Genomic DNA, 26584 nt, shown 5'->3' on the forward strand with positions numbered 1-26584 from the left:
CGTGTCCTTATTGCTTGTGTTGCGCCATGGCGGCGGTAAAGCGATCGAACAGGTAGGCGACGTCGTGCGGACCTGGGCTGGCTTCGGGGTGACCCTGGAAGCTGAATGCCGGGCGATCGGTCAGGGCGATACCCTGTACCGTGCCGTCAAACAGCGAACGGTGGGTGATGCGCACATTGGCCGGCAAGGTGCTCTCATCCGCCTGGAAGCCATGATTCTGGCTGGTAATCAGAACGCGACGGTCATCCAGATCCTGCACGGGGTGGTTGGCACCATGGTGGCCAAACTTCATCTTGCTGGTCTTGCCACCTGCGGCCAGCGCCAGCAACTGGTGACCCAGGCAGATGCCGAACACCGGCAACTTCTTGTCGAGGAAGGTACGGATAGCCGCAATCGCGTAGCCGCAAGGCTCCGGATCGCCAGGGCCATTGCTGAGGAACACGCCATCGGGATTAAGCTTGAGCACATCTTCGGCCGAGGTCTGGGCCGGCACCACGGTCAGCTTGCAGCCACGCTCGGCCAGCATGCGCAGGATGTTGTGCTTGACGCCGAAATCGTAGGCCACCACATGAAAGCGTGCATTGACCTGGGCGGCGTAGCCCATGCCCAACTGCCACTCACGGGTATCCCAGCGATAGGCCTCGGTACAGCTCACCACCCGCGCCAGATCCTGCCCGGCCATGGAGCCAAAGCCGCGGGCCAGTTCGATCGCACGGTCCGCATCCACCTCGCCGGCCATGATGCAGCCCGACTGCGCGCCCTTTTCCCGAAGGATGCGGGTCAGCTTGCGGGTGTCGATATCGGCAATCGCCACCGTGTTGTTGCGACGCAGGTAAGCGTCCAGTGTCTCTTCCATGCGGAAGTTGGAGGCGCGCAGGGGCAGATCGCGCACGATCAGGCCAGCGGCAAACACCCCATTCGATTCCGCATCCTCGCGATTCACGCCCACATTCCCAATGTGCGGATAGGTCAGCGTGACGATCTGTTTGCAATAAGACGGATCGGTAAGGATTTCCTGGTAACCGGTCAGCGCGGTGTTGAACACCACTTCACCAACCGTATGGCCATCGGCACCGATGGACGTGCCGTGGAAGAGCGTGCCATCGGCAAGGGCGAGCAAGGCTTTGGAACGTTGTTGGGACACCGGCGACTCCTGAATTGCGGTTGTCAGGACGCATTACGCGCTCTAGACGTAAGAAAACGGGATAGGCGTGCCTATCCCGTTCCCTCTGATAATTCCGTGATTTTCAGGGCGAATTCTAGCCGAAATGCCCCCGCCCGGCAATCCGCAAGCGGGCCTTGCAAGCAGTTTGCAAGATTGCGGATAACCCGTGTTCTAGCCCTCCAACAAAATCCGGTGTGGCAGCTACGACCTAGCCCACATGCGCAGACAGCACCTGGGCACAGCAAGCCTGCTCGCCCCTGCCACAAAGGTTTTGCCGGTGGCGTATTTTAAAGCAAAGCCTCTATCTTGCTGACCAGCTCCTCAGGCTTGGTCGATGGTGCAAACCGGTCTATCACCTTGCCCTCGCGATCCACCAGAAACTTGGTGAAGTTCCACTTGATGGCTTCGGTGCCCAGCAAGCCCTTGGCCGAGGTCTTGAGGTATTTATATAGCGGGTGGGTGTCGTCACCATTGACATCTATCTTCTCGAACATGGGAAAGCCCACCCCGAAGTTCTTCTGGCAAAACGCCCCTATCTGCTCGGCATCACCCGGCTCCTGCCCGCCAAACTGGTTGCAGGGGAAACCCAGCACCTCAAACCCCTTGTCCTTGAACTGCTCGTACACAGCCTGCAAACCCGTGAACTGGGGGGTAAAGCCACATTCGCTGGCGGTATTGACGATCAGCAGCACCTTGCCCTTGTAGGCATCCAGGTTCTCAGGCGTACCGTCCAGTCGGTTGGCGGCAAAATCATAGATGGGAGCAGACATGGACCAAGGCCTCCGGAAGAAATGATGAATACATCATAGCGCGCCAGCGAAGCCAGCGGCGATGAAGGATAATGGCAGCATGTCCACCCGCTACGCTTCTGGCCTCGCCCATGCTTCCCGCCCCTCCCCCAGGCTCGCTGCCGACGCAGTAGAGCAGGCGCTGTCCAAACTGGGGGAGCAAAGAGCCGCCGCCGTGCTGCTTTTCCTCTCCGCCGATTTTGCCCACGACCCACGCCCTGCCCTGGTGGCAGCCGCCCGCACGGCCCAAACGCTGGCCGTGGCAGGTTGCACCGCACTGGGGGTGATGAACGAGGACGACTGGCTGGTAGATACGCCAGCCGCTGCCGCCATGCTGATACAGCAGCTGCCGCCGGCCCAGGCCGATACACCGAGACTGACGCTGGCCGCCCCCAACACCCTGGACCTGGCCTGGCTGGAAACCGGTTGGGCACGCTATGGCGGCATTGCGGGCGACGCAACAGGTGTCGGCCCCTACAAAGTCTGGCGCCAAGGTCAGATTGCGGCAGACGGCAAGGCGGAGCTGGCCTTGCCGGCCAGCGATGTGCTGGTTTCCCGAGGCCTGTCACCGGTCAGCCCGGCCTTCACGGTCACCGGCATTGCCGGCTTCGAGTTGCAAAGCCTGGACGGCCGCATGGCTGCCGCCACGCTCAGACGCAGCATGGTAAGCCTGCCGGAACTGCATGAACTGGCCCTGGCCACCCTGGATGAAGACAGCCAACCGAGCCAATGCTGGCCACTGGTGTCGCTCAACCCCGATGGCAGCGTCACCGTGGCTGCCCGGCTGTTTCCCGGCGAGCGGGTAGTATGGATGCGCCGCACCGCAGCCACCGCTCTGACCGAAGTACAGGCCATGGCCAGCCAGCCAGCACCCGCAGCCGGGCTGCTGTTCTCCTGCGCCGGCCGTGGGCCGGCACTGCATGATGGCCAGGACAGGGAATGGCAGACCCTGGTGCGCGCCTGGCCGGGCACACCTCTGGCCGGCTTCTACGGCAACGGCCAGCTTGCCCGGCTGGACGGCGCCAATCGCCTTTTGCATCAAAGCCTTGTGCTGGCAAAGCTGGACTGACGACCGCGGGCAGCGGAAAATACCCCCTGCTTCCCTTCCGGCCACACCGATGTTCAATCCCACCCGCGACCAAGCCCGCCGTTTCCTGTTCGACACCTGGGCCAAGCAGAAACAATCCGCCCCCCTCACCGACCTGGAGAAAATCGCCCTGGCCGTGCTGGTACGCCATCCCGAGTATCACGCCATCGTCGATGCCCCCGAGCGCTACGCCGACCTGGATTACCTGCCCGAGTTTGGCGAGACCAACCCCTTCCTGCATATGAATATGCACCTCGCCATCGAGGAGCAATTGTCGATCAACCAGCCCCATGGCGTGCGCGAGCTCTACCAGGCGCTCTGTCAGCAGACAGGCGACGAGCATCGTGCCCAGCATGAAATGATGGATTGCCTGGCGGAGATGATATGGCAGGCCCAGCGCAGCGGCACGGGGCCGGATGGCGGGCTTTACCTGGCCTGCATGCGCGGCAAGGCCGGTATGCCCGACCCCATCGCAGGCTAGCCGCCCACCCGTTTGCGCGGCAAGGTGGGAGGACGTTCAAGCTTCTGCAGCCGCTGCTTCACGGATTTCTGTACCTGCTCCCTATCTGGCTTCTGACCAGGCGGCAATGCCTCTATGCGCTCGCGCACAGCTTGCCTGCCCTGCTCGATCAGGTGTTCGCGTTGCTCAGGCGACAAGGGCCGGGCGCGGAAGCCTCCCTCGCCCCTGTCATGCAGCCGCTCCAATATCTGATCCAGCCCCTGCTCCCGGCCAAACTGCTGCATGCGCTCGAACAGCCGGGGGCGCTTTGCCAGCAGGCGCGGCAAGGCACCGTCAGCCGCCGGCAGGTAGCCGCTCTCGCCGGGCCGCACCACCAATTCCTGGCCTGCAACCTGCATGACGCTCTCGCCCTCGTGGACCCACTCATACACCCCAGCCGGCGTATCGGCGTCCGCCGAGTGGTCCTGCAGCACGGTCTCGTGATCAGTACCGCGTATGCCTATGGTCATGGTTGGGGTAGCCAGCCGATAGGACGGCCGGTTACTTTGGCCTATCAAACCGGTAACCGATCGCAACGCGCCACGAACCAGCCGCAACCACGCCCGCGACTCACTGGCCTGCTCAGCCTGGTAGCGGTATTCATCGATACGCAACTGTGTATTGGGTCGCAAGGTCAGGCTGGCGCCATCGCTCATGGCCAGCACCATCCAGCCACCACTGCCGGTGATCAGGGTGTCTCCGGCCTCGACCACACCGTTGAGCATGGCCGGCTTGCTGGCACCCGCATCATCCTGCCGGCCGTACTGCCCACCGGCGGCTTCTATGCGGCCCACCACGGCAGCCTGCGCAGTCGCCAGGCAAAACAGCAAGGCCCACCAGAACAATCGCATGGCCATGTCAGCGGAAGCTGTAGTTGTAGCTGAAGTTGAAATCCTGCTGCGGGTCAGCGTCAGAGAACCCGCGCAGGTAGCTGAAGGTAAAGTAGCCACGCTCACCCAAGGGCAGGCCGGTAGACAAAGTCAGCGTGCGCGACGCCTCGCCACCAGGGGTGGCACTTTGCGACCAGGCATAGTCCAGCCCCAGGTCCAGCCCATCACTAAGGCCATAGCCCAGGTAGAGATCAGTACTCCAGGTATTGCGCGTGGCATAGCCGCTTTGCTTGCCTATCCAGTTATAGCCCGAGGTCCAGCTGAGGCTGTAAGGCCCCGAGCTGCGGCTGTAGCTGCCACCCAGCGACCAGTCTGTCTTGCCGGTAGAGAAACCCTTGGCCTGGCTACCGGTGGGCAGCTTGACCACCGCACGCAGATCCAGGCTGCCGCCGTCGTCCAGCTCGCCCAGCATAAAGCTACGGCTCAGGCCCAGATTCAGGTCACCCCAGCCGCTGACGCGGGCAGCACTGCCATCCGGCCGTGGGCCCGTCACCGGCACCCAGATGGTACGGCCGGCCAACCGCAAGGGACGATAGCCCTTGATGACAGGACTGGTCGTAGTGGCGGCGCTGCGCTGATCCCGCCAGTTGCCGCTGGCGTCCAAGCTCCAGTCGCCACTGCGATAGCCGAGCGACAAGGGCATACCGGTCTCCAGTACGCGCGGATTGTCGTACTCACTGAAACTCAGGCCGCTGCTCAGCGTGAATTCGCCGGCCCAGGCCGACGAAGCGAGGCAGACCGCCACACACCCTGTGAACTGGCGCAGCATGGAACGCACCTTTTTATATTGACCCTTGTTTCTCATTCTAGGCAGCAAATCCGGCGCATTGTCAGGAGGGATTTCGCGTAGCGGGATCTTCCTTGAATTTCCTGCCATCCAGCCGGCTGCGCAGCTCCTTGATACGGGCCTCGATAGCCGACATCTGATAGAAATCGCCGCCACTGCGGCGGGCAATATTCAGCTGCTCTATGGCCGTACTGGGCTCGTCCAGAAGCGCGTAATACTCAGCCATAGCGCGGTGTGACGGGCCTTGCATACCTTGCAGGGCATAGGCCTGGGCGAGGCGTTTATGCAGGCCCGGGTCCCCCCCTCGCTCGGCCAGTGCGGCCTCCAGCAGGGCAATGGCCTGCTTGCCCTCATTCTGTCGCATCTTTACATCAATCTCGCCATAGACCAGCGCCTGGGCGCCTGGAAAGCGCTCCCGCCCGGCAGCCAGCAACGCAGCGGCATCGGCCAGCCGCCCCTGCTGCAGACGTATGCTGCCTGCCAATGATTCAAACATGGCATGGCCGCCCGGCAAGGCCTGCTGCGCCTGCTGCAGGCGCACCCAGGCGGCATCGGCCCGTCCGGCCAGCAGCAAGGCATGGGCATAGCCATATTGCTGCGCCGCCTCGCTGGTGTACTTCTTCTGCCCTGTGGTGCCCTGGTAGTAGTCCAGCGCAGCACGTGGCCCCAATTGCAGCCCCCGCGCCTTTTCCCGCACCAACAGGTAATCCACGCTGTCCGGCCATTGCCGGTAAGCCTGCTCAGCCGCGCGCGACTGGCTGTCGCTGATGCGCTCGCCGGTGACCGGGTGGGTACGCAAAAAGGCAAAAGCCCCGTTGTCCACATTGCGGTAGTGCTTCTGCATGCGGTCGAAGAAATTGGGCATGGCGTGCATGTCAAAGCCGGCCCCCTTGAGGGTGGCCATGCCTACCCGATCAGCCTCACGCTCCAGATCCCGGGAGAAATCCAGATAGCGCTGCGCCTGGTAGCCCTCGCTGGCCGCAATGGCCGCCATGGGCGCATCGCCGCCGCGACTTTGCGAAGCCGCCAGGATGGCCAGGGCAAGGGTGCCCAGCGTCATCAGGCCGGCCCCCTTTTGCGACTCCACCATGCGCGCATAGTGATGCTGGGTCACATGGGCGATTTCATGCGCCATGACCGCCGCCAGTTCAGACTCGTGCTGCGACAGCACCATCAGGCCGGTATTGATGCCGATGACCCCCCCCGGCACTGCCCAGGCATTGATGGTGTTCTCGGCGATGGGGAAAAAGCGGAAATTGACCCGGTTCTCATTGCTGGCTGCCACCAGCCGGTAGCCCAGGCGCTCCAGGTACTCAGTCACTTCCACGTCGTCCAGCACCATGCCGGAACGGCGCAACTCGCGCACCGTCATGTCGGCAATATAGCGCTCCTCATGCGGTGGCAGGTTAGCCAGCGCCGAATCGCCCAGATCGGGCAGTTCATTGGCGCTGGCCACACCCGCCAGACCCAGCAGCACGGCAAATGTCAAAGCAGAATATCGTTTCATGGGGGCTATGATAGGCATGCAGGCAAGCTGGTTCCACTCCCCCTGTCTGGTTGCGCTTTTTTACAATTGGATACAGGCTTACCCAGCTTTGACCTCAGCTGCCGGCAAACCGATAATTCGGACTTTGCCCAGCACAAGACATTACAATGCGCGCCCTGGCTGTCCTATTGATCTGCCTGAACACCCTGGCAGCGCCTCTGCCCGATTGCCGCCAGGTGGCGCAGTCGCTCAACGGCAAGCTGCAAGGCCAGCTCAACACCACCGAACTGGCGCAAAGCCTTAGCCAGCTCAACCAGACTGGCCAGTTGCCGGCCCAGTTCGTCACCAAGAAGCAAGCCCGGCAGGCTGGCTGGCAGCCCGGTCGCCCGCTATGGCGTAGCCCGGAGCTGCAAGGCAAGAGCCTGGGCGGCGATCATTTCGGCAACCGCGAAAAGCGCCTGCCACGCGGCAACTGGCGTGAGGCCGACCTGGACTACCGTGGCGGCAAGCGCAATGCCAAGCGATTGGTATTTGAACCCAGCCGGGATGGCCGTCGCTATGTCACCATCGATCACTACGAGCAATTTACCGAGATACCCCCATGCCGCTGACCCGTATCGAATTCGTCAATGTTTCCCAGGTAGAGGATTTCTACGAGCAGCTGGAAGGCCAGCTGGAACTCGATTACGAGATGGGCCACAACCTGGATGGCCTGTATGACGTACTGTCCAACGATGTAGAAGGCACGGTCGAGATCGTCTGGCACGATGCCGGTTTCTCGCGCGTGGCCCTGGGTGACTGGTTCCTGCGCATCATGGACGTGCTCAACATTGTCTCCACCGAGCGGAGCGATCTGACAGTCACCCTGGACTGAGCGACAATCCGGGGCTGGGCCGATAGCGCCACGGCCCCGGCCACTTACGATACTCCAAGGTAATGCCCATGCTGGTACTCGGCCTCGAATCCTCCTGCGATGAAACCGGTGTTGCCCTGTACGACACCGAGCACGGCCTGCTGGCCCATCACATCCATACCCAGATGGCCATGCATGCCGAATACGGTGGCGTGGTGCCGGAGCTTGCCTCACGCGACCATATCCGGCGGGTACTGCCGCTGACCGAGGCTTGCCTGCAAGATGCCGGCAAGGTGCGTGCCGATATCGACGCCATCGCCTTCACCGAAGGCCCCGGCCTTGCCGGCGCCCTGCTGACGGCAGCGGCAGTGGCCAATGGCCTGGGCGTGGCGTTGGGCAAGCCCGTCATTGGCGTGCACCACCTTGAGGGTCACCTGCTTTCACCCTTGCTGGCTCAACCGGCCCCCAGTTTTCCGTTTGTGGCCTTGCTGGTATCGGGCGGCCATACCCAGCTGATGGCGGTGCATGGCGTAGGCCACTACCAGTTGCTGGGCGAGACGCTGGACGATGCAGCAGGCGAAGCCTTCGACAAGACCGCCAAGCTATTGGGCCTGGGCTACCCAGGCGGCCCCGCGCTGTCCAGGCTGGCCGACCAGGGCGACCCCAGCCGCTTTACCCTGCCCCGCCCCATGCTGCATTCAGGCGATCTGGATTTCAGCTTTGCCGGCCTCAAGACAGCGGTACTGACCCTGGTAAAGAAGCAGGGCGAGCTAGACGATGCCACACGCGCCGATATCTGCGCCGCCTTCCAGGCTGCCGTCGTGGACCTGATGACCAGCAAATGCTGGGCCGCACTCAAGCAGACGGGCCTCAAGCAGTTGGTGGTCGCAGGCGGCGTTGGCGCCAATCGCCAGCTCAGGGCCGGGCTCGATGCCATGGCCGCCAAGCGCAAGCTCAAGGTCTATTACCCGCCGCTGGATTTATGCACTGACAACGGCGCCATGATTGCCTATGCCGGCGCCCAACGGCTGCTGCATGCGCGTGAGGCCGGGCCGTTTGCCGTGCGTCCGCGCTGGGATCTGGCCAGCCTGCCGGCAGCCTAGTGCCAGCGCCGCATCTGCCCACGCACCCACCACCACAGCATGGGCATCTGGCAGATGCCGAATTGCAGGAACCCGGTCTCCAGACCATCCTGCCCACCCCGACCAAACCAGCCCAGGTAGTAGCACCAGAACAGCAATATGCCAAGCACGGCGAGTATCTTGAACGCCTGCGGCACCGGCGTGGGCGGGTGTATGCGCACCCGCACCTCCTCCTCGGCCCAGCGGGCCTTGACCTGGATGCGCATGCGCCGTTTCATGCGACCTCGAAACGCGCCTTCAGCACATCTTCCAACGCCAGCTCCAGCACATCACCGGCCTGGATGGCAGCCACCCCCGCCGGGGTGCCGGTATAGATCAGATCGCCCGGCTGCAAGGTAAAGCGACTGGAGAGGTAGGCAATAATGGCGGGCAGATCATGGATCATCAGGCTGCAATCCCCCACCTGCCGGATCTGGCCATTCACCTGCAAGCTGAAGCGCGCCGCCTGGGGTTCCGGCAACAGTGCCGGCACAATGAAATGCGACAGGCAGGCCGATCCATCAAACCCCTTGGCCACCGCCCAGGGCAGGCCCTTGTTCTTGGCCTGGGTCTGCAGATCCCGCGCCGTCAAATCCAGCCCCAGCGCATAGCCGGCCACATGGTTCATGGCCGCATCGCGGGCTATATGCTTGCCACCCAGCCCTATCGCCAGTACTAGCTCGGCCTCGTGGTGCACATCGTTCGAGTAGTCCGGCAAGGTAATGGCCGACCCTTCATGCAGCAAAGCCGAGGTCGGCTTGAGAAACACCACCGGCTCAGGCTCCAGCGTATTGCCCAGTTCAGCCGCGTGGGCTGCATAGTTGCGACCTATGCAGTAGATATTGGCGACAGCCAGCTGGCTGCCGTCAGTAAAGTGAATGGTAGGCATGCCATGCACCGAGTAGGGAGTCAAAGATAACGCACCAGGGTAACCAGCAGTATCAGCGCCAGCCAGAACAACAGCGTGCGCCAGACCAGGCCCACTGCACTGGCCAGCATATTGGCATCCGCCTCCTCGCCCAGCCCCAGTTCGGGGCGAAAGCGTACGGTATGCTCCTGGTGCAGCGGCATGCCCAGGCGCACGCCAATGGCGCCCGCCCCTGCCGCCAGCAAGATGCCATAGGTCTCACTGATCCAGCGTTCGGCCTGCTGGCGCCAGCAGAACACGGCGTCTTCGAAATCCCCCACCACGGCAAAGCTGGCCGCCGTGGCACGGATGGGCAACCAGTCAATGACATAGGCCGCCTTGTCGGCGAAATTGCCGAAGCGCTCGCCGCGCCGGCGATCCCGCGTACCCCATTTGAGCTGCAAGATGGTGGCGGCGCGATAAGCAACGGCACCGAACGGGCCCAGCACGATAAACCAGAACATGGGGCCAAATACGTGGCGATAAGCATCGATCAAACCCTGCTCGATCGCCACCCGCGCCACTTCGGCCTCGTGCAGCTCGCTGGCCGGCTCACGCGTCCAGCCACCCAGCAGGGTACGGGCTGTTGCCAGATCACCTTCCTTCAGCGCGTCGGCCACGCCGGTAAAGGCCGGGCTGAACTGCCTGAAACCCATGGTGACATACAATACCGCCAGGCCAAACAGCCAATACAGCGACCAATGCACCAGGTACAGCAGGCCGGCCACCAGCAGTACCAGCACACTGGGCACCAGCACGGCAATCATCCAGCCGACCACGCCATGGTGGTACTCGCCAGCATTGAAATTACGCTCCACGCTGTCGGCAAAACCACGGTAACCGCTATAGAAAAGGTTGCCGCGGCCAACCGGGTGGAATTGTTCCAGCAGCAGGGCAAGGACGAGGGCTAGCCAGGTCATAGGTCAGAGTCTGGGGATGGGCGATCGACGCATAATAGCGCAAAAGCTCCAGCCTTCGCCGCTGGGGCAAGCCGCCTTGCCCGCACGCCCATAGGCGCACAGGTAATAACTTAGTAATTTAGTCAACCATTGGCGTGCAGCGCAGCACACGCTATCATTCAGCCGCATACCAAGAGCCGGCTGCACACGGCCCGGCTGTCAACCGTCCTGGAGAACCCTATGGAACACAAGCTTCCCGAACTGCCCTATGCCATCGATGCGCTCGCACCGCACATGTCCAAAGAGACGCTGGAGTACCACTACGGCAAGCATCACCAGACCTATATCACCAATCTGAACAACCTCATCAAGGGCACCGAGCACGAGAATGCCACCCTGGAAGAGATTGTGAAGAAGGCACCGGCCGGTGGTCTGTTCAACAACGCCGCCCAGGTTTGGAACCACACCTTCTTCTGGCTTGGCTTCAAGCCCAATGCAGGCGACGCACGCCAACCCGCCGGCAAGCTGGCCGATGCCATCAATGCCAAGTGGGGTTCGCTGGACGAGTTCAAGAAGGCCTTCAACACCGCCGCAGCCGGCAACTTCGGCTCGGGCTGGACCTGGCTGGTCAAGAAGGCTGACGGCAGCCTGGACATTGTCAACACCTCCGCCGCCGCCACTCCGCTGACCACGGCAGACACCGCCCTGCTGACCGCCGATGTATGGGAACACGCCTACTACATCGACTATCGCAACAGCCGCCCCAACTACCTGGAAGCCTTCTGGAAGCTGGTGGACTGGGACGTCGTGGCCGCCCGCCTGGGTTGATCGCCCGCGTATAGGTCAGCTGCCTGACCACGCCACAGCAATGGCCCGGACACCCTCCGGGCCATTTGTCTTTCCATCAGCCTGCATGCGCGGTAAGGGGCAGGGGAAAGTAGAAAACAGCCCCCTCCCCCTCTCGGCCCACACCTCGCCGCCATGGCGGGACACGATACGCTTCACATTCTCCAAGCCTACGCCTGTACCGGGGAACTCCTGCTCGCCATGCAAGCGCTGGAATACGCCAAACAAAATGTCGTACTACGCCATATTGAAGCCGGCACCATTGTCCCTGACCGAATACACCGCCAGCGCCCCGTCCTGCCTGCCACTCACTTCTATCACCTGGCGTGGGCGTCCACGCGAGTACTTGAGTGCATTCGACAGCTGATTGACCCAGACCTGCTTGAGCATCACCGGGTCGCCCAGGGCGGGCGGCAGGCTGGCCATCAGGTACACCACCTCATGGTCCCGGTTGTCGTATTGCAGTTCCAGCCAGACACCATGGGCTAGCTGGGTCATATCCACCTGCCGTACCCGCAGAGGCACCTTGCCCACCCTGGAAAGCCCCATTAGGCTGATGATCAGCCCGTCCATCTTCATGCTGCCTTCACGGATCACCGGCAGCAGCCGCAAAGCCGCCGCATCCAGGCCGCCACCCAGATGGCGTAGATGTAATTGATGCGTGAAATCAGCGCGACCGAGCCATATGGCTTGCACAAGAAGTGCGTGGCGCCGCACTCCAGATTACGGGTGATATCGTCCCAGCTCACCAGCGACGTCATCATGATCACCGGTATGTCGTGCAGCGCCCGGCCCTTCTTGATGGTGTCGCAGAGCTGGTAGCCATCCATCTCGGGCATGACGACATCGGTAATGACCATTGTCGGCAGGGTTTCCCGCAACACCGCCAGCGCCGCGCAGCCGTTCTTGGCCATCAATACGGTGAACTGCTCCACCTCCACCTCCAGCACCATGCGCAACTGCGCTGCCTGGTTAGGGCTGTCCTCTACCACCAGTGTGGTGATCGCCGACCTGTCGCAGGAAGAAGACGCGTCCATGCATTGCTCCAGGAAGGATTGCCCCCGCCAGCACAGCACACCGAATTCCGTTGCAGCGATTACTCACTCCACCTAGCCTTGCTTGTCGCGCAGCACCGCATGCTGGGTGGCAGCGACGGCATCTATCAAGGCCGCGGCCTGCGCAGACGTGATCGGCTGCTCGCACTGCCGCACCGACATGACTAGGCGTTCAAGCTGCCTGCTCTGTGCTGCGATTTCCGGACGGTCCACTACCTGGGCAGCACCTTTCAGCCCATGCGCTTCGCGAAACAGCCGTTCCAGCGCACGCACCTGGTTATCCCCCGATGCCGCAGGCTCCAGCCACGCCAATAACGGTGTCATGGCATCGATATGGCCTTGGGCCTCACGCCAGAATGTCGCCAGCAGGCGCTCCTGAAATTCCGTGGTATTGCCATGCAGGTCCATCATGCGGCCGCCCGAGACAGATGGCGTGGGGTAAACCCGCTGGCGAGATGGCAGATGGGGCAAGGTAGGCCTGGCATAGGATTGCCAGCAAGCGCCCTTGCAGCGGCTAGGTCATTCATGTGTCCTCCTCGTGCCCATGACAAGGGCACCAGCTTTGCAGCATCGTGTGCTACTTATGACTATGTTATATGGTTTGTTCTATTCGGTTTTTAGCGGTCCAGGCCCCTGATGTAAAGCGGACCTATTACCAGCAGCGATGCGTCACGCCACGCACAGTACGGTAGCCGACATAGCTTGGGCGGCTAAGTAGCGGGCTGAACAGCCATCGGGCAAGGCTTGAGATGAGCATGCAGGAAAAGAACGAAGGCGGAAAAACTCGATACAGGCATCAGTACACCTGTTGCCACAGCAGGCAGCCCCAGCGCAACCGCGCCAGCCAAACTGCCCTAACAAAGCCAGTTGCTCCCGCATCACCCTTATGATGCAGGCAGCGCCTCGGTGAATGCCCTACTCAGCAGGCCACAAACCGAGCCCGATAGCGGCGACAGCCGACAACTCAGGCAGCCATGCGCCAATCAGGCTGCGGCTGCGCATTGCCCAGGCCCAGATCCTGCGCACGTTCCAGCACGGCGCCTTCGCGGCGCCCAAGCCGGGCAGCGATATCACGCAGTTCAAGGTTTTCACGGAAACCCGCCAACAGGATTTCATCTTCCAAGCTACTCCAGCGCTTCGCGTTTTGCATGCCCTGCCCTTAATAAAAAGCGGTTGATGTATCCAGACACCAGATTAGGTGGAATGCTCTACTGCGTGTTGTGAAGTATTGCCAGTTATCTTCCGTTTATGAACTAGTAACTCTGATTGTCGCAAAACCAGCCACACCCGATGTAATAACCATGCCTACCCTGATGCCAGCGATAAAACATCGGCGCCACTCCGCAATATTCAGTACTCGAACATGGTCGTATTACGCTTGCCTAGTATTACCTTACACCAACCCCATGCCGACAGCATAGTACATACGCATGAAATCACCACCAGTCACTGCCTCTCAGCAGCACACTGCAAAAAAGTACTGATGACTCAAGGCCATGCAGATGCCCCATGTCCCGGCAATTTCAACACAGTTGCATCGACCCTGCGCCGAAAAAACAATGGCACGCTAGCAGCCGTGGCAATGTCATCGGCCGCACCCATGAATAATTATTTTCTAATGCTAATAACTTAGCTGAGCACGACGAGGCAAGGTAGTGCCTAGGCCACTATCATGGCGCCAGGATGCGTAGTCCGCCGACGCACATGGTCGCCCACGCCGATTGGCACCGGTCACGTGAATAGCTATCTGCAAAAGTAGCGTGTTTTGTTGAAGAGCCTGTTCACGCTCTAAGGCCTGGTGTAGCGTCAAAGCCTTATTCAAAGCAGTCGCAAGGACGCTGGCCGAGCAGTCCATAGGGAGGCAACACCGGATAGCTGGGCGTTCAATCAGGATGCCCCTGCCTTCTTCCAGCGCTGCTAGCTTTGCCCCTTACCTCAGTATGTAGTGCGAGCCCGGCTCGCCAACAGCGCTGATGCTCAGTCTGGCAAGCCCGTCCTTACACCACGAGCTTCACGCAGGATGCGCTCGAACAGGTCCGCCACGGCAGGCACATCGCGCACCAACCCCTGGGCCTGGCCTATCAGTTGCACGCCCTGATTGTGGTCGCCCTCCTCGATGGCCAGGCGGATGGACTCGGTCGCCGCGCCAAACTGGGCCAACTGCTTGATGGCGGCAGGCTGGGCAAACGCTCCTGCCAGCACCTTGCTGGCCGACATGCCCATACGCCTGGCTGCCAGCATGGCGCGTGGCACAGCCTCAAAAATGGTCAGCGCGCGGCTGGCCTTGCGGCGGGCCGTGGGGGTGTCCATCATGCGGCAGGGTATGCCATCGAATTTGGCACTATAGATCGTGTCGTTTACTGCCTTGGCAACAATCATGCCCTTGGTGGCTGCATGTACCGGGCTTTCGCGCGTTGCTGCCAGACGGGTGCCCATGGCTACTGCATCTGCCCCCAGCGCCATTGCCGCCAATAGGCCACGCCCATCGGCAAAACCGCCGGCAGCAATAATGGGCAGCTTCACCGCATCGCGTATGGCCGGTATCAGGGTCAACGAGGTCACGGCACCGCCATGTGCTGCCGCTTCATGCCCGGTCACCAGCAGGGCATCCACCCCTATCTTCTCGGCGGCGCGGGCATGCTTCTCTGTCGTCACGGTCGCCACCACCTTGCCACCGTAGCGGCGGGCGCCTTCCACTATCCAGTCGCCCTTGCCCAGCGAGAAATTGATCACCGGCACTTTCTCTTCCAGCGCCACCCTGGCATTGTCGGCGGCGCCCGGCATCAGCAGGGTGACGCCCACCCCAAATGGCTTGTCGCTGAGCGCCCGTATCCGCCGTATGGCAGCACGCGTCTCCTCCGCACTGAGCGGCCCTGTCGCCAGAATGCCCAGGCCGCCCGCGTTGCCCACTGCGGCAACCAGCTCGGGTACGGCGATATAGCTCATGCCGGGGCAGATCAGCGGTTTGTCTATGCCGAAAAGTCGGGTAATGCGGGTTTGCATGGCAGCCTTGCTCAGGGGACAATGTGGGTCGATTCTATCGTTTTAAACAAGCGCTTGCTTGGTTTTGTAAACACTTGTTTACGCAGCAATAGTGCAAGCTGACTGTCATCGCCACAATCGCGGTTTACCCGCCCGGCCAGCAAGGATTTCCCCATGCTTATCGTCGTTATCGGCTACCTCTACGTCGTCGGCATCGTCGGCGTTGTCGCGCTGGCCAGCGGCCACTTTGCCTCTGGCATCTTCACCCTCCTGTTCGCTGGCCTGCTGCCCACTTGGCTGTGGCTGACCATATTGCGGCGCAAACGCATCAATCACCGTGCACTGCTGCAAGAGCAGGCAGAAGCCCAGGCAGCCGCCCCACCAGCCAACAGCGAGCCCTGAGCCCGGGCGGCGGCCCTGCCCTGCCTTGCCTTGCCTTGCCTTGCCGCCAAAGACGTTATGTTATAACATCTAATGCATGAAGCATGCGCATACCCATGATCTTGAGCACGACCTGCTCGCCGCCGCACAGTGGTGCGCCAAGCGCGGCGAGAAGCTGACCGACCAGCGTCGAGAGGTGCTGGCCTTGCTGCTGTCGGCACAGGGTTCGATGAAAGCCTACGACCTGCTGGCCGAGATACAGAAGCAGCGCCCCACGGCCGCACCGCCCACGGTTTACCGCGCGCTAGATTTTCTGGTGACTGCCGGTCTGGCGCACAAGCTGGAATCCAAGAACGCCTTCGTCGCCTGCTGCGATTTTGAGCACCCGCACCACGGCCTGATGCTGATCTGCGATCGCTGCCACAAGGTGACCGAGCTAAGCGACGAGCGCCTGGCGGCCCGGCTGGCAGAAGACGCCGCCGGCCACGGCTTTAGTGTGGCCGCCCAGGACATAGAAGTGCGTGGCCTCTGCCGCAACTGCCGCGATGGCGACACCAAGGGGGCAGCATGAAGCGCGCCAGCCGAATGATTGCGCTGTCAGCCTGGCAGCGCGTGCTGCTGGTGATGCCTGCGGTAGTGCTGCTGTGGGCAGCCGTCTGGTGGGCTACTGGGGGGCAGGCATGAGCCACCACCACGATCACCGGCATGATCACGCCCACCACCCAGCCGGCGCCATCCGGCTCAGCAATCTGACACTGACCTACCACCGCCACCCGGTCGTGCACCATGTATCCGGCAGCTTTGCCCAAGGCGAGCTGACAGCCATCGTCGGCCCCAATGGTGCCGGCAAGAGCACCTTGCTCAAGGCCATGATGGGCTTGATGAAGCCCAACCACGGCAAGGTGGAACGCCATGGCCTAGCCCCACGCGAGATTGCCTATCTACCGCAGCAGGCCGCCATAGACAGGGACTTTCCGCTCTCGGTGCAGGATGCCGTCCTGCTGGGCGATTGGCGCAACTCCGGCTGGTTTGGCCGCATCAGCCGGTCCGCTCGGCAGCGGGCAGATGCCGCACTGGAGCGGGTGGGCATGGCCGGCTTTGGCGGGCGTCCGGTCGATGAGCTGTCTGCCGGCCAGTTCCAGCGGGTGCTGTTCGCCCGCCTGCTGCTGCAGGATGCCCAGCTGATCCTGCTGGATGAGCCATTTACCGCGCTGGACGCCAAGACCACCGCCGACCTGCTGGCGGTGATCGCCGGATGGCGCCGCGAAGGGCGTACCGTGGTGGCAGTGCTGCACGACTACGAGCAGGTTCGCAGCCATTTTCCGCAGACCCTGCTGCTGGCCAAGGAATGCATAGCCTGGGGGCCAACCACCGAGGTACTCACTCCGGCCAACCTGGCGCGCGCCAACGGCATGCCGCAAAACTGGGACGACGATGCACCGGTGTGCCATCGCGACGATACCGGCGCGCCAACCACACCGCCCGCGCACGACCACACCCTGCATAGCCACTGATTGCTGCCATGACGCCTTACGAAATCCTTTGGCAGCCCTTTGCCGACTTTGCCTTCATGCGCCATGCCCTGGTGGGCTGCCTGGCGCTGGCGCTGGGCTGCGCGCCCATAGGCCTGTTCCTGGTACTGCGGCGCATGAGCCTGATGGGTGATGCCATGAGCCACGCCATCCTGCCCGGTGCCGCCATTGCCTTTATCGCCTATGGCCTGTCGCTCACCGCCATGAGCATAGGTGGCCTGATTGCCGGCCTGGTGGTCGTGCTGGCCGCCGGCATGGTGACGCGCGCCACCCAGCTCAAGGAGGACGCCAATTTCGCCGCCTTCTATCTGGTCTCGCTAGCCAGCGGGGTGTTGCTGGTATCCAAGTGGGGCAGTAACGTCGATCTCATGCACATCCTGTTCGGCACCGTGCTGGCCGTCGACGCTGCCGCACTGGTCTTTCTTGCCGCCGTTGCCACCACCACCCTGGTGGTACTGGCCCTGTTCTACCGCGCCCTGGTGGTGGAGAGCTTCGACCCTGAGTTCCTGCAGAGCATGGGCGGGCGTGGTGCCTGGGCGCACTTTGCCTTCCTGATACTGGTGGTGCTGAACTTGGTGGCCGGCTTCCAGGCCCTGGGTACCCTGATGGCCGTAGGCCTGATGATGCTGCCCGCCGCCAGCGCCCGCCTGTGGGCCAAGGAGTTGCCCGCCATGCTGTGCGTGGCCCTGGGCATCGCCCTGGTGTCGGGCTATGTCGGCCTGCTGATTTCCTACCATGGTGACCTGCCTTCCGGGCCCAGCATCATCCTTACCGCCGGCCTGGCCTACTTTGGCTCACTGGCGCTAGGCCGCCGTGGCGGCCTGCTGTGGCGCTGGCTCGGGCATGAGCACCTGGAAGCCTGATCTACCTACCGCTGGAGCCACCCCATGAAACCCTTACGCTGCCTCTATGCCATGCTGGCCGCCTTGAGCCTGCATGCCAACGCCGACAAACTACCGGTGGTAGCCTCGTTCAGCATCCTGGGCGATATCGTGCAGCAGGTCGGTGGCGACAAAGTCAGCGTCACCACCCTGGTAGGGCCTGATGGTGATGCCCACGTCTACCAGCCCAGCCCACAGGACGGCAAGACACTGGTGGCCGCCAAGCTGTTGGTCGTCAACGGCCTGGGTTTCGAGGGCTGGATGGATAGACTGGTCAAGGCCAGCCGCTACCAAGGCATACGGGTGGCCGCTGCCGAGAAGATCGTGACCCAGAAAATGGGCAGCGACCAGCATGACCATGGCCACGACAAGGGCCGCATCGACCCCCACGCATGGCAAGACCCGGCCCGCATGCGACGCTATGTCAGCAATATCGCCGATGGTTTGGCCAGCGCCGACCCCGCCAATGCCGGCTACTACCGCAAGCGTGCAGACAGTTACACCGAACAGCTGTTCGAACTGGAAAAGTGGGCCGCCGAGCAGGTCGCCAGCGTTGTTCCCAACAAGCGCCGTGTCATCACCTCGCATGACGCCTTCGGCTACCTGGGCCGCCGCTTCGGCATCCAGTTCCTTTCGCCCCAGGGCGTCAATACCGAGGCCGAAGCCTCGGCACGCGGCGTCGGCATGCTGATCAAACAGGCACGCAAGGAAGGCATCAAGGCCATCTTTGTGGAAAACGTCAGCAACCCCAAGCTGCTGGAACAGATAGGCCGCGAGGCTGGCGCCAGCTTGGGCGGCCGGCTGTATTCCGACGCCCTGTCGCGGGCAGATGGCCCCGCCCCCAACTATCTGGCCATGATGAAATACAATGTCAGCACCCTGGTGGCCGGCATGAAGCAGAACTGAAGCCCCGGACAGGCTCTGGCGGCTGGCCCGACCATGGCAGCAGCCAAGCCCGCACCGGCATATGATGAAGCACTGCGGAACCAAGCCACCACTGTCGTTGTCTGTAGTGCATTTCCTCGCTGAGAAAGAACCCGGACATGCAATGCCCTGTTTGCAGAGAAACTGCGCTGGTAATGAGCGAACGTGCTGGCGTCGAGATCGACTACTGCCCGCAATGCCGAGGCGTATGGCTGGATCGTGGCGAACTGGACAAGATACTGGAGCGTAGCCGCGCAGCAGATGCGCCGCCTGCCCAGGCCAGACCGGCACAGCAACCCTATCCACAGCAACAGCAGCCCTATCCGCCGCAACAGCAACCGCACTACCACGAGCAGAAGTACCATAGCAACAAGCACTATGGCCAGAAGCCCTATCGCAAGAAGAGCTTCCTGGAAGAACTGTTCGACTGAGCGGCCGCGCCTGAGCTCACGTCATTGATGGATCGTCAACGCTCGATGCGCCAGGTCACCCCTGGCGCGGAGCTTCAGCGTCGCCTGAGCCAGCGGGCTCGCTCCCTGATGTCATTCTCCACACGCACACGGCACGCGATCGCTTATTGCCCCACCACACCCTGACCAGGCGGTAAGGCAATGCGATAACGCAGGCCCTCCGCCTCGCCATACTGTGCCGGCTTGCGGAATCGCTCCAGCAGCACGCCACCGTTGCGGGTGATGACCTTCTGCGATGCGACATTGTCCGGGTCGGTGGTCAGCTCCACATAGGGCAAGCCCTCGCAGGCCAGCTCTCGCAAGAACAGCCGCAGGCCCCGCGTGGCATAGCCCTTGCCGCGTTTGGCCGGTATCACCGCATACCCCACATGGCCCAGCACATGGGCCGGCAGGCTGGCTGTGCCCGGTTGCCAGCGAAAATCCATCACCCCGCAGAATTCGCCATCCCACAGCCACATCCGGTATCCAGGCAAGCGCGCCACCACCGAGCCATCCGGCAGGGTAATGGCCGGCCCCTGGGCCGCTCTGTCCACCATGCGGGCCAGGTAGGCGTCGGGGTCTTGTTCTATCTGCCCCAGGGTATCGCCGGTACTCGAGCCCGGCACGTTGTTGGGCGACCAGCCTTGCGCCAGCGCAGCCATATAGCCCGGCAGATACGCCCGCGCTGGCCACACCAGGCACAACGCGCCGTCCACCAGCGGCACCCCGCTCACGGCGCCATCCAAATCATTGATGCCATGCGGCCCGTCACCCTGTCGCGGCGATAGGAAAAAAAACGCTGCGCATCGGCCACCGTACACAGACCGCCACCGTAGACTCGGCTGACCCCTGCCGCAGCCAGTCGCTGCCGGGCCAGGGTATAGATATCGGCCCACCACTTGCCGGGCGCCACGCCAGTGCGGAAGGCCGTCGCCGCCGCCGGGTCGTGCTCCACAAAGGCTAGCCTCACCTCATCCCCTACCTCGAAGGCATCCGGCCCGATCGCCGGCCCCAGCCAGGCCAGCAAACGAGCCGGTTCGCCCAGGCGGGCAATGGTCGCTTCCAGCACGCCATCATGCAGGCCGCGCCAACCGGCATGGGCCGCTCCGACCGCCGAGCCATCCTCGCGGGCGAATAGCACCGGCAGGCAATCGGCCGTCATGACCAGGCACACGGCGCCAACACCAAATGCCACCGAGGCATCGGCCTGTGGCGCCGGCGTGGCAGCAAGGCCCGCCTCCACCACTACCGTGCCGTGCACCTGGTTCAGCCAGGTGGGCTCGGCCGGCAAAGCGGTGCGCAGCAGGGCGCGGTTGGCTGCCACGGCCGCAGGGGCGTCGGCAACATGGTCGCCCAGATTGAAGCTATCGTATGGCGGCAGGCTCACGCCACCCCGGCGCGTGGTGACCAAGGCGTGTACCCCCGGCGGGCCCGGCCAGTCCGGCGTCATTGCGTGGCGTATCCAGTCACTCATGCGCTGTGCTCACGTAGTTGTTGTATCAGTTGTTGCATATCATCGGGCAGCGGGCTCTCCCACACCGGGCTGCTGCCGGTCTCCGGGTGGACCAGCGACAAACGCGCCGCATGCAGTGCCTGCCTGTTCAGCGCAGCCAGTGCGGCCGCCACGGCCGGCGGCTGGCTGCCCGGCTTGCCGCCGTAGACCGGGTCGGCCGCCAGCGGGTGATGCAGATGCGCCATATGTACCCGTATCTGATGGGTGCGGCCTGTCTCCAGCCGGCACTCCACCAGGGTATGGCGGGCGTAGCGCTCCAGCACGCTGTAATGCGTCAACGCCGGCTTGCCATTGCCCACCACTGCCATCTTCAGGCGGTTGCGCGGATCACGGCCTATGGGGGCATCCACCGTACCATCACGGGGTAGTACACCCTGGGCGATGGCCAGGTAGTGCCGCTTGACGGTACGTGCCTGCAACTGTCGCACAAGCTCGGTCTGCGCCTTCAGCGTGCGGGCCACCACCATCAAGCCGCTGGTATCTTTATCCAGACGGTGCACAATGCCGGCTCGCGGCACGCCGGCCAACTCGGGATAGCGGTGCAACAGGCCATTGAGCAATGTGCCAGACCAATTTCCGGCAGCCGGGTGAACCACCAGGCCCGCTGGCTTGTCGATGACCACGAGCGCGGCATCCTCGTAGACCACGGGGAAGTCCAGCGGCTCGGGCTGGAATGCGGACTCCTGAGGGTCCGTATCCAGCGTCAGCACCACTGCTTCGCCGCCCCACAGCTTGGTCTTTGGGGTAGCGCCCTTGCCATCCAGCAGTATGCTGCCGTCGTCTATCCAGCGGGCCAGCCGGCTGCGTGAGTAATCAGGCAGCAGTTTGGCCAGCACGGCATCCAGGCGACCACCGGCCGCATCTTTCGGCACAGTAAGACGTATGCTTTCTGCCGAATCGTTATAATCGTCGGCTTCGATATCGGAGTGTTCCATGAAGCGCATTCTACCTTTACTCGCAGCAGCCTTTCTGCTGACCGCCTGTGGCTCGCTCGGCAAGAAGCCGGACGCCGAAAACAGCGGCCCCACCGCAGAGGCCATGTACAGCGAGGCCAAGACCGAACTGACGGCTGGCAACTACACGCGTGCGGTTCAATTGTTCGAGAGCCTGCAGGCTCGCTACCCCTATGGCCGCTATGCCCAGCAGGCCAGCCTGGAAATCGCCTACGCCAACTTCAAGGATCAGGAACCCGAGCTGGCCCTGGCCGCGATAGATCGCTTCCTCAAGCAATACCCGGCCAATCCCAGTGTGGACTACGCCCTCTACCTGAAGGGCCTGGTCAACTTCATTGAAGACCGCAGCCTGTTTGCCTCCATCTCGCAACAGAACATGGCCGAGCGCGACCCCAAGGCCGCCAAGGAGTCCTTCGAGGCCTTCCGCGACCTGGTTACCCGCTTCCCCGAAAGCCGCTATGTGGCCGACGCACAGGACCGCATGGCTTTCCTCGTCACCGCCCTCGCCGACCATGACCTCTCAGTCGCTACCTATTACTACAATCGTGGTGGCTACCTGGCAGCCGCCAATCGCGCCAAGTTCGTCATCGAGAACTATGCCAATACCGACCGGGTCGAAACAGCCTTGGTCATGCTGGCAGCCGCCTACGACAAGCTGGGCCAGACCGAGCTGCGCGACGATGCCCGCCGTGTGCTGGCCAAGAACTACCCCAACAGCAAAGTGGCCGAAAGCCAGATTTTTGGCGAAACACCCTGGTGGAAATTCTGGTAATTTCACAAAGGGGGTTTACAAGTCGGAAGAACCTCCTTAATATGCGCGTCTCTTCGCTGCAGGCAACACCGTAGCGAAGCCCGAAGTGGGGGTATAGCTCAGCTGGGAGAGCGCTTGCATGGCATGCAAGAGGTCATCGGTTCGATCCCGTTTACCTCCACCAAAGAATACGATGTGCTGGTTCGCCAGCAGATCAAACGGCCAAAGTCCCCATCGTCTAGAGGCCTAGGACACCACCCTTTCACGGTGACTACCGGGGTTCGAATCCCCGTGGGGACGCCAGCTAAACAGCTTGGCGTTAGTTAGCCAGGTTGGCATGATCAGATTGATCCACCAGGTTCTTTTTGATCGCAACGCCAGCGTTGCATGCAGTATAAAGCAGTAACTTGGGGGTATAGCTCAGCTGGGAGAGCGCTTGCATGGCATGCAAGAGGTCATCGGTTCGATCCCGTTTACCTCCACCAAGAAATACGATGTGCCGGTTCGCCGGCAGATCGAACGGCCATAGTCCCCATCGTCTAGAGGCCTAGGACACCACCCTTTCACGGTGACTACCGGGGTTCGAATCCCCGTGGGGACGCCACTACGGCAAGCAAAAGGACATCTTCGGATGTCCTTTTGCTTTTTCTGCTGCCGCTATCCGGCATGCTTACCCTGGCGCCTTAACGACAGGCTATCCTCCCACGCACACGATAGCCGCAACGGAGCCCTGCATGCCGCAACCCTCACTACGTACAGCCATACAACTGCTGGCACAACGCCGTCGCCACGGCCACCAAGGCAGCGTGCTGCCGGCATCCTGCCGCCCAAGCGACATCAACACCGCTCTCGCCATCCAGGCAGGCGTGGTTGCCGAGCTGGGCGACACCATAGGCGGCTGGAAATGCGGCATGCCCAGCGAGCACAAACTGGTGGTCGCGCCCATCCTGGGCAGCAGCCGGCACCAGGCATCCCCCTGCCCCGTCTGGTCACAGCAAGGCCAACTCAAGATAGAAGCCGAACTGGCCTTCATACTGGCCACCGATCTACCCGCCCGCAGCCAGCCCTATAGCCCAGCCGAAATCGACGCTGCCATCGGCAGCGCCCACCTGGCACTGGAACTGATAGGCACCCGCTACACCGCCGACAGCGGCGCCAGCTATTTGGACCAACTGGCCGACGGCCTGTTCAATCAAGGCCTGCTGCTCGGCCCCGCCCTGCCTCTGGCAAGCGCCTATCAGGCCAGCACCCTGGCCCTGCAACTACAGATAGGCGACGCCACACCACAAGCCCATGCCGGCCAGCACCCTGCTGGCGCCCCCTTGGCGCCACTATATTGGCTGGTAGAGTGGCTGCGCAGCCGCGGGCAGAGCCTGAAGGCCGGCGAGGCCATCATCACCGGCGCCTATGCCGGCGCCTGGCCCGTCCCCCTCGATACGCCCATTACCGTCCAGTACGGCAACCTGGGTAGCCTGTCCGTCACGTTCCACACAGCCCATGCAGGTTAGGCCTACAGCGGCGCCCCAGCCATTGCCCTACTTGCTGCTGCGAACACTCCTATCAAATATCAGGATCCAACAATGGCATTCGACCTCGTCGTAGGCACGAGCAGCAAGTACAAGGGGGCATCGGCCTTCGTGGGCAGCATCGAGTTCAACGAGCTTCCCGCGATATCGCGGCTCATAGCGCGAGTGGACTCCTTCTTTCTGCACCGCATTTCCATTTTTTTTGTAGACCAATCCTTCTCACCAGAAGAAGTTGATCAAGCACTGACGCATCTGCTGCCATTGCTAACCTCGGGGCAACTGCATCCGGATGAGAGAAGCATGCTGCACAAGCTGGTTGCCGCGCTGTCATACGCAAGATGGAAGCAACAGCCGCTCCACGGAATCGCGGACTAAGCGCCGCTAACAAAACCCGGCGTAGCGCTTCTAACCCATCATCCGTCGCTGAGCCTAGCCATCATAGGCTCAGCTGCATATGCCACCGATCACCCGCATAAGGCTTGATCGGATGCGCATTACCCCCAGCCAAGCACCAACACAGCAACCCATCACCCCCGCTGAAACCCCCGCCGATACTGCTCCGGCGTCGTCCCCGCCAAGCGCTGGAACATGGCGATAAAGGCCGAAGCTGTGCTGTAGCCAAGATCGAACGCGATCTGCTGTATGGTGCGGCCCGCCTCCAGCGCCTCGATGGCCCGCAGAAAGCGCAATCGCTGGCGCCATTCGCCTAGGCTCATGCCCAATTCACGCTGGCAATGCCGGGCCAGGGTGCGCTCGGTGGCATGCACCTGGCGAGCCCATTCGGCCAATGAGCGGTTGTCGCCGGGATCGGCCTGCAGGCTATCCAGCACGGCGGCCAGTGCCGGCGTTTCGGCAAACGGCAGGTAGCGCACCTCGCACCGCGCCAGCGCCAGCTGGTCTACCAGCACCTGGGCCAGCCGCAGGTCGGCAACGTCTACCGGCACTTTCACATCGCGTTCGGCAAAGTCGGCCAGTATCGCCTTCAGTATGGGGCTGATCACCAGGGTACAGGCCTGCTCGGGCAGGCCTACGCAATGCGGCAGCGCCAAGTAGACCGAGCGATAGACCACGGCATAACGGTTGTAGCAGCTATGCAGGGCATTTGGCGGTATCCAGACCGCGTATTGGGGCGGCGAGAGAAAACGGCGGCCGGCGATTTCCAGCTGCATCACCCCGTGGGCGACATAGTTGAGCTGGCCCCAGGCATGGCTATGGGGAGCGGAGTGGGTATCGGCGCCGAACTCATCATGGCGAAAGTAAACCGGTGCCGGCAACTCAGCAAAATCCGGCACCTGCAGATACTGGCGGGTCATTACGTCCGTCCTGCTGAATGGCTTGTCTTAAATTCATTATATCCACCTTTACAGACAAGGCGACAATGGCGGCATAGAAGGAGCCTCACCATGCTGCAATACGCTTTTCCACTACTGGCCGTACTGATCTGGGCCGGCAATACTGTCGTCAACAAGCTGGCCGCCGGTGCCATCTACCCAGCCGAGATCGGTTTCTACCGCTGGCTACTGGCCGGCCTGCTGTTCACCCCCTTCATGCTGCGCCCCGTCCTGCGTAACTGGCCCGCCATCCGCCCCCACCTGGGCAAGCTGGTGGTGCTGGGCATACTGGGCATGGCCACCTACCAGAGCCTGGCCTACTACGCTGCCCACCTCACCACCGCCACCAATATGGGCATCATCCTGTCGCTGATGCCCCTGATGGCATTGGCACTGTCGATTGCCATGCTGGGCCAGCAACTGACCCTGGGTGCGCTGGCGGGCGCCGTGGTCTCGCTGCTGGGCGTGCTGTTGGTCATCAGCAATGGCCGGCCCGATACCTTGCTATCGCACGGCATAGGCCGAGGCGACGCGATGATGCTGGTCGCCACCCTGGCCTACGCCATCTACAGCGTGCTGCTGAAAAAATGGCAGCTCAAGCTGCCGCCGCTGCAGATGCTGTATATCCAGATCCTGGTCGCCATCGTCGGTCTGCTGCCGCTGTACCTGGCTTCGCCCAAGACAGGGCTGACCGCCACCAATATCCCCATGATCATATTTGCCGCCGTATTTGCCTCCATGCTGGCCGCCCTGGCCTGGATGCACGGCGTAGCGAGACTGGGGCCCAGCCGCACGGCCCTGTTCTTCAACCTGCTGCCACTTTTCACTGCCCTGATCGCCGCTGCGGCGCTGCACGAGGCCCTTTCCCTGCACCATCTGCTGGGCGGCATATTGATACTGGGCGGGGTACTGATCGCCGAACGCTGGCTGACGCCCTGGGGTAGCGCCCAGCCTACCAAGACGGCGACTTAGCGTCGC

General features: G+C 62.3%; 34 protein-coding genes and 4 tRNA genes. 20 read left to right on the forward strand and 18 right to left on the reverse strand.

What is annotated here, in order from left to right; genetic code table 11:
* Positions 1 to 7 precede the first annotated feature (7 nt).
* Positions 8 to 1144: a glutamine-hydrolyzing carbamoyl-phosphate synthase small subunit gene (carA, locus tag QQK16_RS01825; protein ID WP_284194714.1), complete on the reverse strand. Its 1137-nt coding sequence runs from the start codon at positions 1142 to 1144 to the stop codon at positions 8 to 10.
* 308 nt (positions 1145 to 1452) lie between these two features.
* A complete protein-coding gene (locus tag QQK16_RS01830) occupies positions 1453 to 1935 on the reverse strand; it encodes a glutathione peroxidase (RefSeq protein ID WP_284194715.1) in 483 nt (160 codons plus the stop codon).
* Positions 1936 to 2014: 79 nt separating this feature from the next.
* Here QQK16_RS01830 and QQK16_RS01835 point away from each other — a divergent pair, with 79 nt between their 5' ends.
* Both QQK16_RS01835 and QQK16_RS01840 read left to right on the forward strand, forming a co-directional pair.
* Positions 2015 to 3022, forward strand: coding sequence for an FIST C-terminal domain-containing protein (locus tag QQK16_RS01835; protein WP_284194716.1), 1008 nt, complete (start codon positions 2015 to 2017; stop codon positions 3020 to 3022).
* 49 nt (positions 3023 to 3071) lie between these two features.
* Positions 3072 to 3521 carry a DUF1841 family protein gene (locus QQK16_RS01840; RefSeq protein WP_284194717.1) on the forward strand — a complete coding sequence of 150 codons (450 nt, stop codon included), beginning with the start codon at positions 3072 to 3074 and terminating at the stop codon, positions 3519 to 3521.
* Here QQK16_RS01840 and QQK16_RS01845 read toward each other — a convergent pair.
* The 3 genes from QQK16_RS01845 to QQK16_RS01855 form a co-directional block, all read right to left on the reverse strand.
* Positions 3518 to 4390: a FecR family protein gene (locus tag QQK16_RS01845; protein WP_284194718.1), complete on the reverse strand. Its 873-nt coding sequence runs from the start codon at positions 4388 to 4390 to the stop codon at positions 3518 to 3520. The genes QQK16_RS01840 and QQK16_RS01845 overlap by 4 nt on opposite strands.
* 7 nt (positions 4391 to 4397) lie before the next feature.
* Positions 4398 to 5198, reverse strand: coding sequence for a hypothetical protein (locus QQK16_RS01850; protein ID WP_284194719.1), 801 nt, complete (start codon positions 5196 to 5198; stop codon positions 4398 to 4400).
* 61 nt (positions 5199 to 5259) lie between these two features.
* The gene (locus tag QQK16_RS01855; protein ID WP_284194720.1) at positions 5260 to 6723 is read right to left on the reverse strand and encodes a M48 family metalloprotease; all 1464 of its coding nucleotides are present in this window, start codon (positions 6721 to 6723) and stop codon (positions 5260 to 5262) included.
* Between the two features lie 146 nt (positions 6724 to 6869).
* Here QQK16_RS01855 and QQK16_RS01860 point away from each other — a divergent pair, with 146 nt between their 5' ends.
* The 3 genes from QQK16_RS01860 (at position 6870) to tsaD (ending at position 8658) form a co-directional block, all read left to right on the forward strand.
* Entirely contained in the window at positions 6870 to 7313 is a 444-nt protein-coding gene (locus tag QQK16_RS01860; RefSeq protein ID WP_284194721.1) for a ribonuclease domain-containing protein, read from the forward strand.
* Positions 7304 to 7576 (forward strand): barstar family protein, encoded by a 273-nt coding sequence (locus QQK16_RS01865; RefSeq protein ID WP_284194722.1) that lies wholly within the window; start codon positions 7304 to 7306, stop codon positions 7574 to 7576. Before QQK16_RS01860 ends, QQK16_RS01865 begins: the two co-directional genes overlap by 10 nt.
* A gap of 68 nt (positions 7577 to 7644) precedes the next feature.
* A complete protein-coding gene (gene tsaD / locus QQK16_RS01870; protein WP_284194723.1) occupies positions 7645 to 8658 on the forward strand; it encodes a tRNA (adenosine(37)-N6)-threonylcarbamoyltransferase complex transferase subunit TsaD in 1014 nt (337 codons plus the stop codon).
* Here the strand turns inward: tsaD and QQK16_RS01875 are convergent.
* The 3 genes from QQK16_RS01875 to QQK16_RS01885 are packed head-to-tail and all read right to left on the reverse strand — an operon-like array spanning position 8655 to position 10503.
* On the reverse strand, positions 8655 to 8915 hold the full coding sequence (locus QQK16_RS01875) for a hypothetical protein (RefSeq protein ID WP_284194724.1): 261 nt from the start codon (positions 8913 to 8915) through the stop codon (positions 8655 to 8657). The two genes, tsaD and QQK16_RS01875, sit on opposite strands and share 4 nt — an antisense overlap.
* Positions 8912 to 9565: a fumarylacetoacetate hydrolase family protein gene (locus tag QQK16_RS01880; protein WP_284194725.1), complete on the reverse strand. Its 654-nt coding sequence runs from the start codon at positions 9563 to 9565 to the stop codon at positions 8912 to 8914. Before QQK16_RS01880 ends, QQK16_RS01875 begins: the two co-directional genes overlap by 4 nt.
* Before the next feature lie 20 nt (positions 9566 to 9585).
* Positions 9586 to 10503: a CobD/CbiB family protein gene (locus tag QQK16_RS01885; RefSeq protein WP_284194726.1), complete on the reverse strand. Its 918-nt coding sequence runs from the start codon at positions 10501 to 10503 to the stop codon at positions 9586 to 9588.
* A 219-nt stretch (positions 10504 to 10722) separates the two neighbouring features.
* Here QQK16_RS01885 and QQK16_RS01890 point away from each other — a divergent pair, with 219 nt between their 5' ends.
* Positions 10723 to 11310: a superoxide dismutase gene (locus QQK16_RS01890; protein WP_284194727.1), complete on the forward strand. Its 588-nt coding sequence runs from the start codon at positions 10723 to 10725 to the stop codon at positions 11308 to 11310.
* Between the two features lie 15 nt (positions 11311 to 11325).
* Here the strand turns inward: QQK16_RS01890 and QQK16_RS21275 are convergent, their stop codons facing one another.
* The 6 genes from QQK16_RS21275 to QQK16_RS01915 form a co-directional block, all read right to left on the reverse strand.
* On the reverse strand, positions 11326 to 11556 hold the full coding sequence (locus QQK16_RS21275; protein WP_368860119.1) for an ATP-binding protein: 231 nt from the start codon (positions 11554 to 11556) through the stop codon (positions 11326 to 11328).
* A 9-nt stretch (positions 11557 to 11565) separates the two neighbouring features.
* Positions 11566 to 11940 carry a sensor histidine kinase gene (locus QQK16_RS01895; protein WP_284194728.1) on the reverse strand — a complete coding sequence of 125 codons (375 nt, stop codon included), beginning with the start codon at positions 11938 to 11940 and terminating at the stop codon, positions 11566 to 11568.
* The gene (locus QQK16_RS01900; protein WP_284194729.1) at positions 11922 to 12365 is read right to left on the reverse strand and encodes a response regulator; all 444 of its coding nucleotides are present in this window, start codon (positions 12363 to 12365) and stop codon (positions 11922 to 11924) included. The genes QQK16_RS01895 and QQK16_RS01900 overlap by 19 nt, the downstream gene beginning before the upstream one ends.
* A gap of 72 nt (positions 12366 to 12437) precedes the next feature.
* Positions 12438 to 12794, reverse strand: coding sequence for an Hpt domain-containing protein (locus QQK16_RS01905; RefSeq protein ID WP_284194730.1), 357 nt, complete (start codon positions 12792 to 12794; stop codon positions 12438 to 12440).
* A 553-nt stretch (positions 12795 to 13347) separates the two neighbouring features.
* Positions 13348 to 13533: a hypothetical protein gene (locus QQK16_RS01910; protein WP_284194731.1), complete on the reverse strand. Its 186-nt coding sequence runs from the start codon at positions 13531 to 13533 to the stop codon at positions 13348 to 13350.
* Positions 13534 to 14360: 827 nt separating this feature from the next.
* The gene (locus tag QQK16_RS01915) at positions 14361 to 15386 is read right to left on the reverse strand and encodes an NAD(P)H-dependent flavin oxidoreductase (RefSeq protein WP_284194732.1); all 1026 of its coding nucleotides are present in this window, start codon (positions 15384 to 15386) and stop codon (positions 14361 to 14363) included.
* 153 nt (positions 15387 to 15539) lie between these two features.
* On the opposite strand from QQK16_RS01915, the gene QQK16_RS01920 reads away from it, so the two are divergent.
* The 6 genes from QQK16_RS01920 (at position 15540) to QQK16_RS01945 (ending at position 19514) form a co-directional block, all read left to right on the forward strand.
* Complete coding sequence (locus tag QQK16_RS01920) at positions 15540 to 15767, forward strand: hypothetical protein (RefSeq protein ID WP_284194733.1); 228 nt, start codon at positions 15540 to 15542, stop codon at positions 15765 to 15767.
* Positions 15768 to 15843: 76 nt separating this feature from the next.
* Positions 15844 to 16317 (forward strand): Fur family transcriptional regulator, encoded by a 474-nt coding sequence (locus QQK16_RS01925; RefSeq protein WP_284194734.1) that lies wholly within the window; start codon positions 15844 to 15846, stop codon positions 16315 to 16317.
* Positions 16318 to 16426: 109 nt separating this feature from the next.
* Positions 16427 to 17260 (forward strand): zinc ABC transporter ATP-binding protein AztA, encoded by an 834-nt coding sequence (gene aztA, locus QQK16_RS01930; protein WP_284194735.1) that lies wholly within the window; start codon positions 16427 to 16429, stop codon positions 17258 to 17260.
* A gap of 8 nt (positions 17261 to 17268) precedes the next feature.
* Positions 17269 to 18141 (forward strand): metal ABC transporter permease, encoded by an 873-nt coding sequence (locus QQK16_RS01935; RefSeq protein ID WP_284194736.1) that lies wholly within the window; start codon positions 17269 to 17271, stop codon positions 18139 to 18141.
* 24 nt (positions 18142 to 18165) lie between these two features.
* The gene (locus QQK16_RS01940) at positions 18166 to 19065 is read left to right on the forward strand and encodes a metal ABC transporter substrate-binding protein (RefSeq protein WP_284194737.1); all 900 of its coding nucleotides are present in this window, start codon (positions 18166 to 18168) and stop codon (positions 19063 to 19065) included.
* A 137-nt stretch (positions 19066 to 19202) separates the two neighbouring features.
* Positions 19203 to 19514, forward strand: a complete 312-nt coding sequence (locus QQK16_RS01945) for a zf-TFIIB domain-containing protein (protein ID WP_284194738.1) — start codon at positions 19203 to 19205, stop codon at positions 19512 to 19514.
* A 143-nt stretch (positions 19515 to 19657) separates the two neighbouring features.
* Here the strand turns inward: QQK16_RS01945 and QQK16_RS01950 are convergent, their stop codons facing one another.
* Genes QQK16_RS01950 through rluD form a run of 3 tightly spaced genes read right to left on the reverse strand, consistent with a single transcriptional unit; the run spans position 19658 to position 21980 of the window.
* Positions 19658 to 20266 carry a GNAT family N-acetyltransferase gene (locus tag QQK16_RS01950; protein WP_284194739.1) on the reverse strand — a complete coding sequence of 203 codons (609 nt, stop codon included), beginning with the start codon at positions 20264 to 20266 and terminating at the stop codon, positions 19658 to 19660.
* A complete protein-coding gene (gene pgeF, locus QQK16_RS01955; RefSeq protein ID WP_284194740.1) occupies positions 20263 to 21006 on the reverse strand; it encodes a peptidoglycan editing factor PgeF in 744 nt (247 codons plus the stop codon). Before pgeF ends, QQK16_RS01950 begins: the two co-directional genes overlap by 4 nt.
* Entirely contained in the window at positions 21003 to 21980 is a 978-nt protein-coding gene (rluD, locus tag QQK16_RS01960) for a 23S rRNA pseudouridine(1911/1915/1917) synthase RluD (protein ID WP_284194741.1), read from the reverse strand. The genes pgeF and rluD overlap by 4 nt, the downstream gene beginning before the upstream one ends.
* On the opposite strand from rluD, the gene QQK16_RS01965 reads away from it, so the two are divergent.
* The 7 genes from QQK16_RS01965 (at position 21979) to QQK16_RS01995 (ending at position 24650) form a co-directional block, all read left to right on the forward strand.
* Complete coding sequence (locus tag QQK16_RS01965) at positions 21979 to 22770, forward strand: outer membrane protein assembly factor BamD (RefSeq protein WP_284194742.1); 792 nt, start codon at positions 21979 to 21981, stop codon at positions 22768 to 22770. The two genes, rluD and QQK16_RS01965, sit on opposite strands and share 2 nt — an antisense overlap.
* 87 nt (positions 22771 to 22857) lie before the next feature.
* A tRNA-Ala gene (locus tag QQK16_RS01970) sits at positions 22858 to 22933 on the forward strand.
* 43 nt (positions 22934 to 22976) lie between these two features.
* Positions 22977 to 23052 (forward strand) — tRNA-Glu (locus tag QQK16_RS01975).
* Between the two features lie 106 nt (positions 23053 to 23158).
* A tRNA-Ala gene (locus tag QQK16_RS01980) sits at positions 23159 to 23234 on the forward strand.
* Between the two features lie 43 nt (positions 23235 to 23277).
* A tRNA-Glu gene (locus tag QQK16_RS01985) sits at positions 23278 to 23353 on the forward strand.
* A gap of 130 nt (positions 23354 to 23483) precedes the next feature.
* The gene (locus tag QQK16_RS01990) at positions 23484 to 24257 is read left to right on the forward strand and encodes a fumarylacetoacetate hydrolase family protein (RefSeq protein ID WP_284194743.1); all 774 of its coding nucleotides are present in this window, start codon (positions 23484 to 23486) and stop codon (positions 24255 to 24257) included.
* A gap of 72 nt (positions 24258 to 24329) precedes the next feature.
* A complete protein-coding gene (locus QQK16_RS01995; protein ID WP_284194744.1) occupies positions 24330 to 24650 on the forward strand; it encodes a hypothetical protein in 321 nt (106 codons plus the stop codon).
* A gap of 152 nt (positions 24651 to 24802) precedes the next feature.
* Here QQK16_RS01995 and QQK16_RS02000 read toward each other — a convergent pair whose 3' ends face one another.
* Entirely contained in the window at positions 24803 to 25588 is a 786-nt protein-coding gene (locus QQK16_RS02000; protein ID WP_284194745.1) for an AraC family transcriptional regulator, read from the reverse strand.
* Positions 25589 to 25678: 90 nt separating this feature from the next.
* Here QQK16_RS02000 and QQK16_RS02005 point away from each other — a divergent pair, with 90 nt between their 5' ends.
* On the forward strand, positions 25679 to 26578 hold the full coding sequence (locus QQK16_RS02005; protein ID WP_284194746.1) for a DMT family transporter: 900 nt from the start codon (positions 25679 to 25681) through the stop codon (positions 26576 to 26578).
* Positions 26579 to 26584 lie beyond the last annotated feature (6 nt).

The sequence above is a fragment of the Chitinimonas prasina genome (assembly GCF_030160395.1).
Classification (GTDB): domain Bacteria; phylum Pseudomonadota; class Gammaproteobacteria; order Burkholderiales; family Chitinimonadaceae; genus Chitinimonas; species Chitinimonas prasina.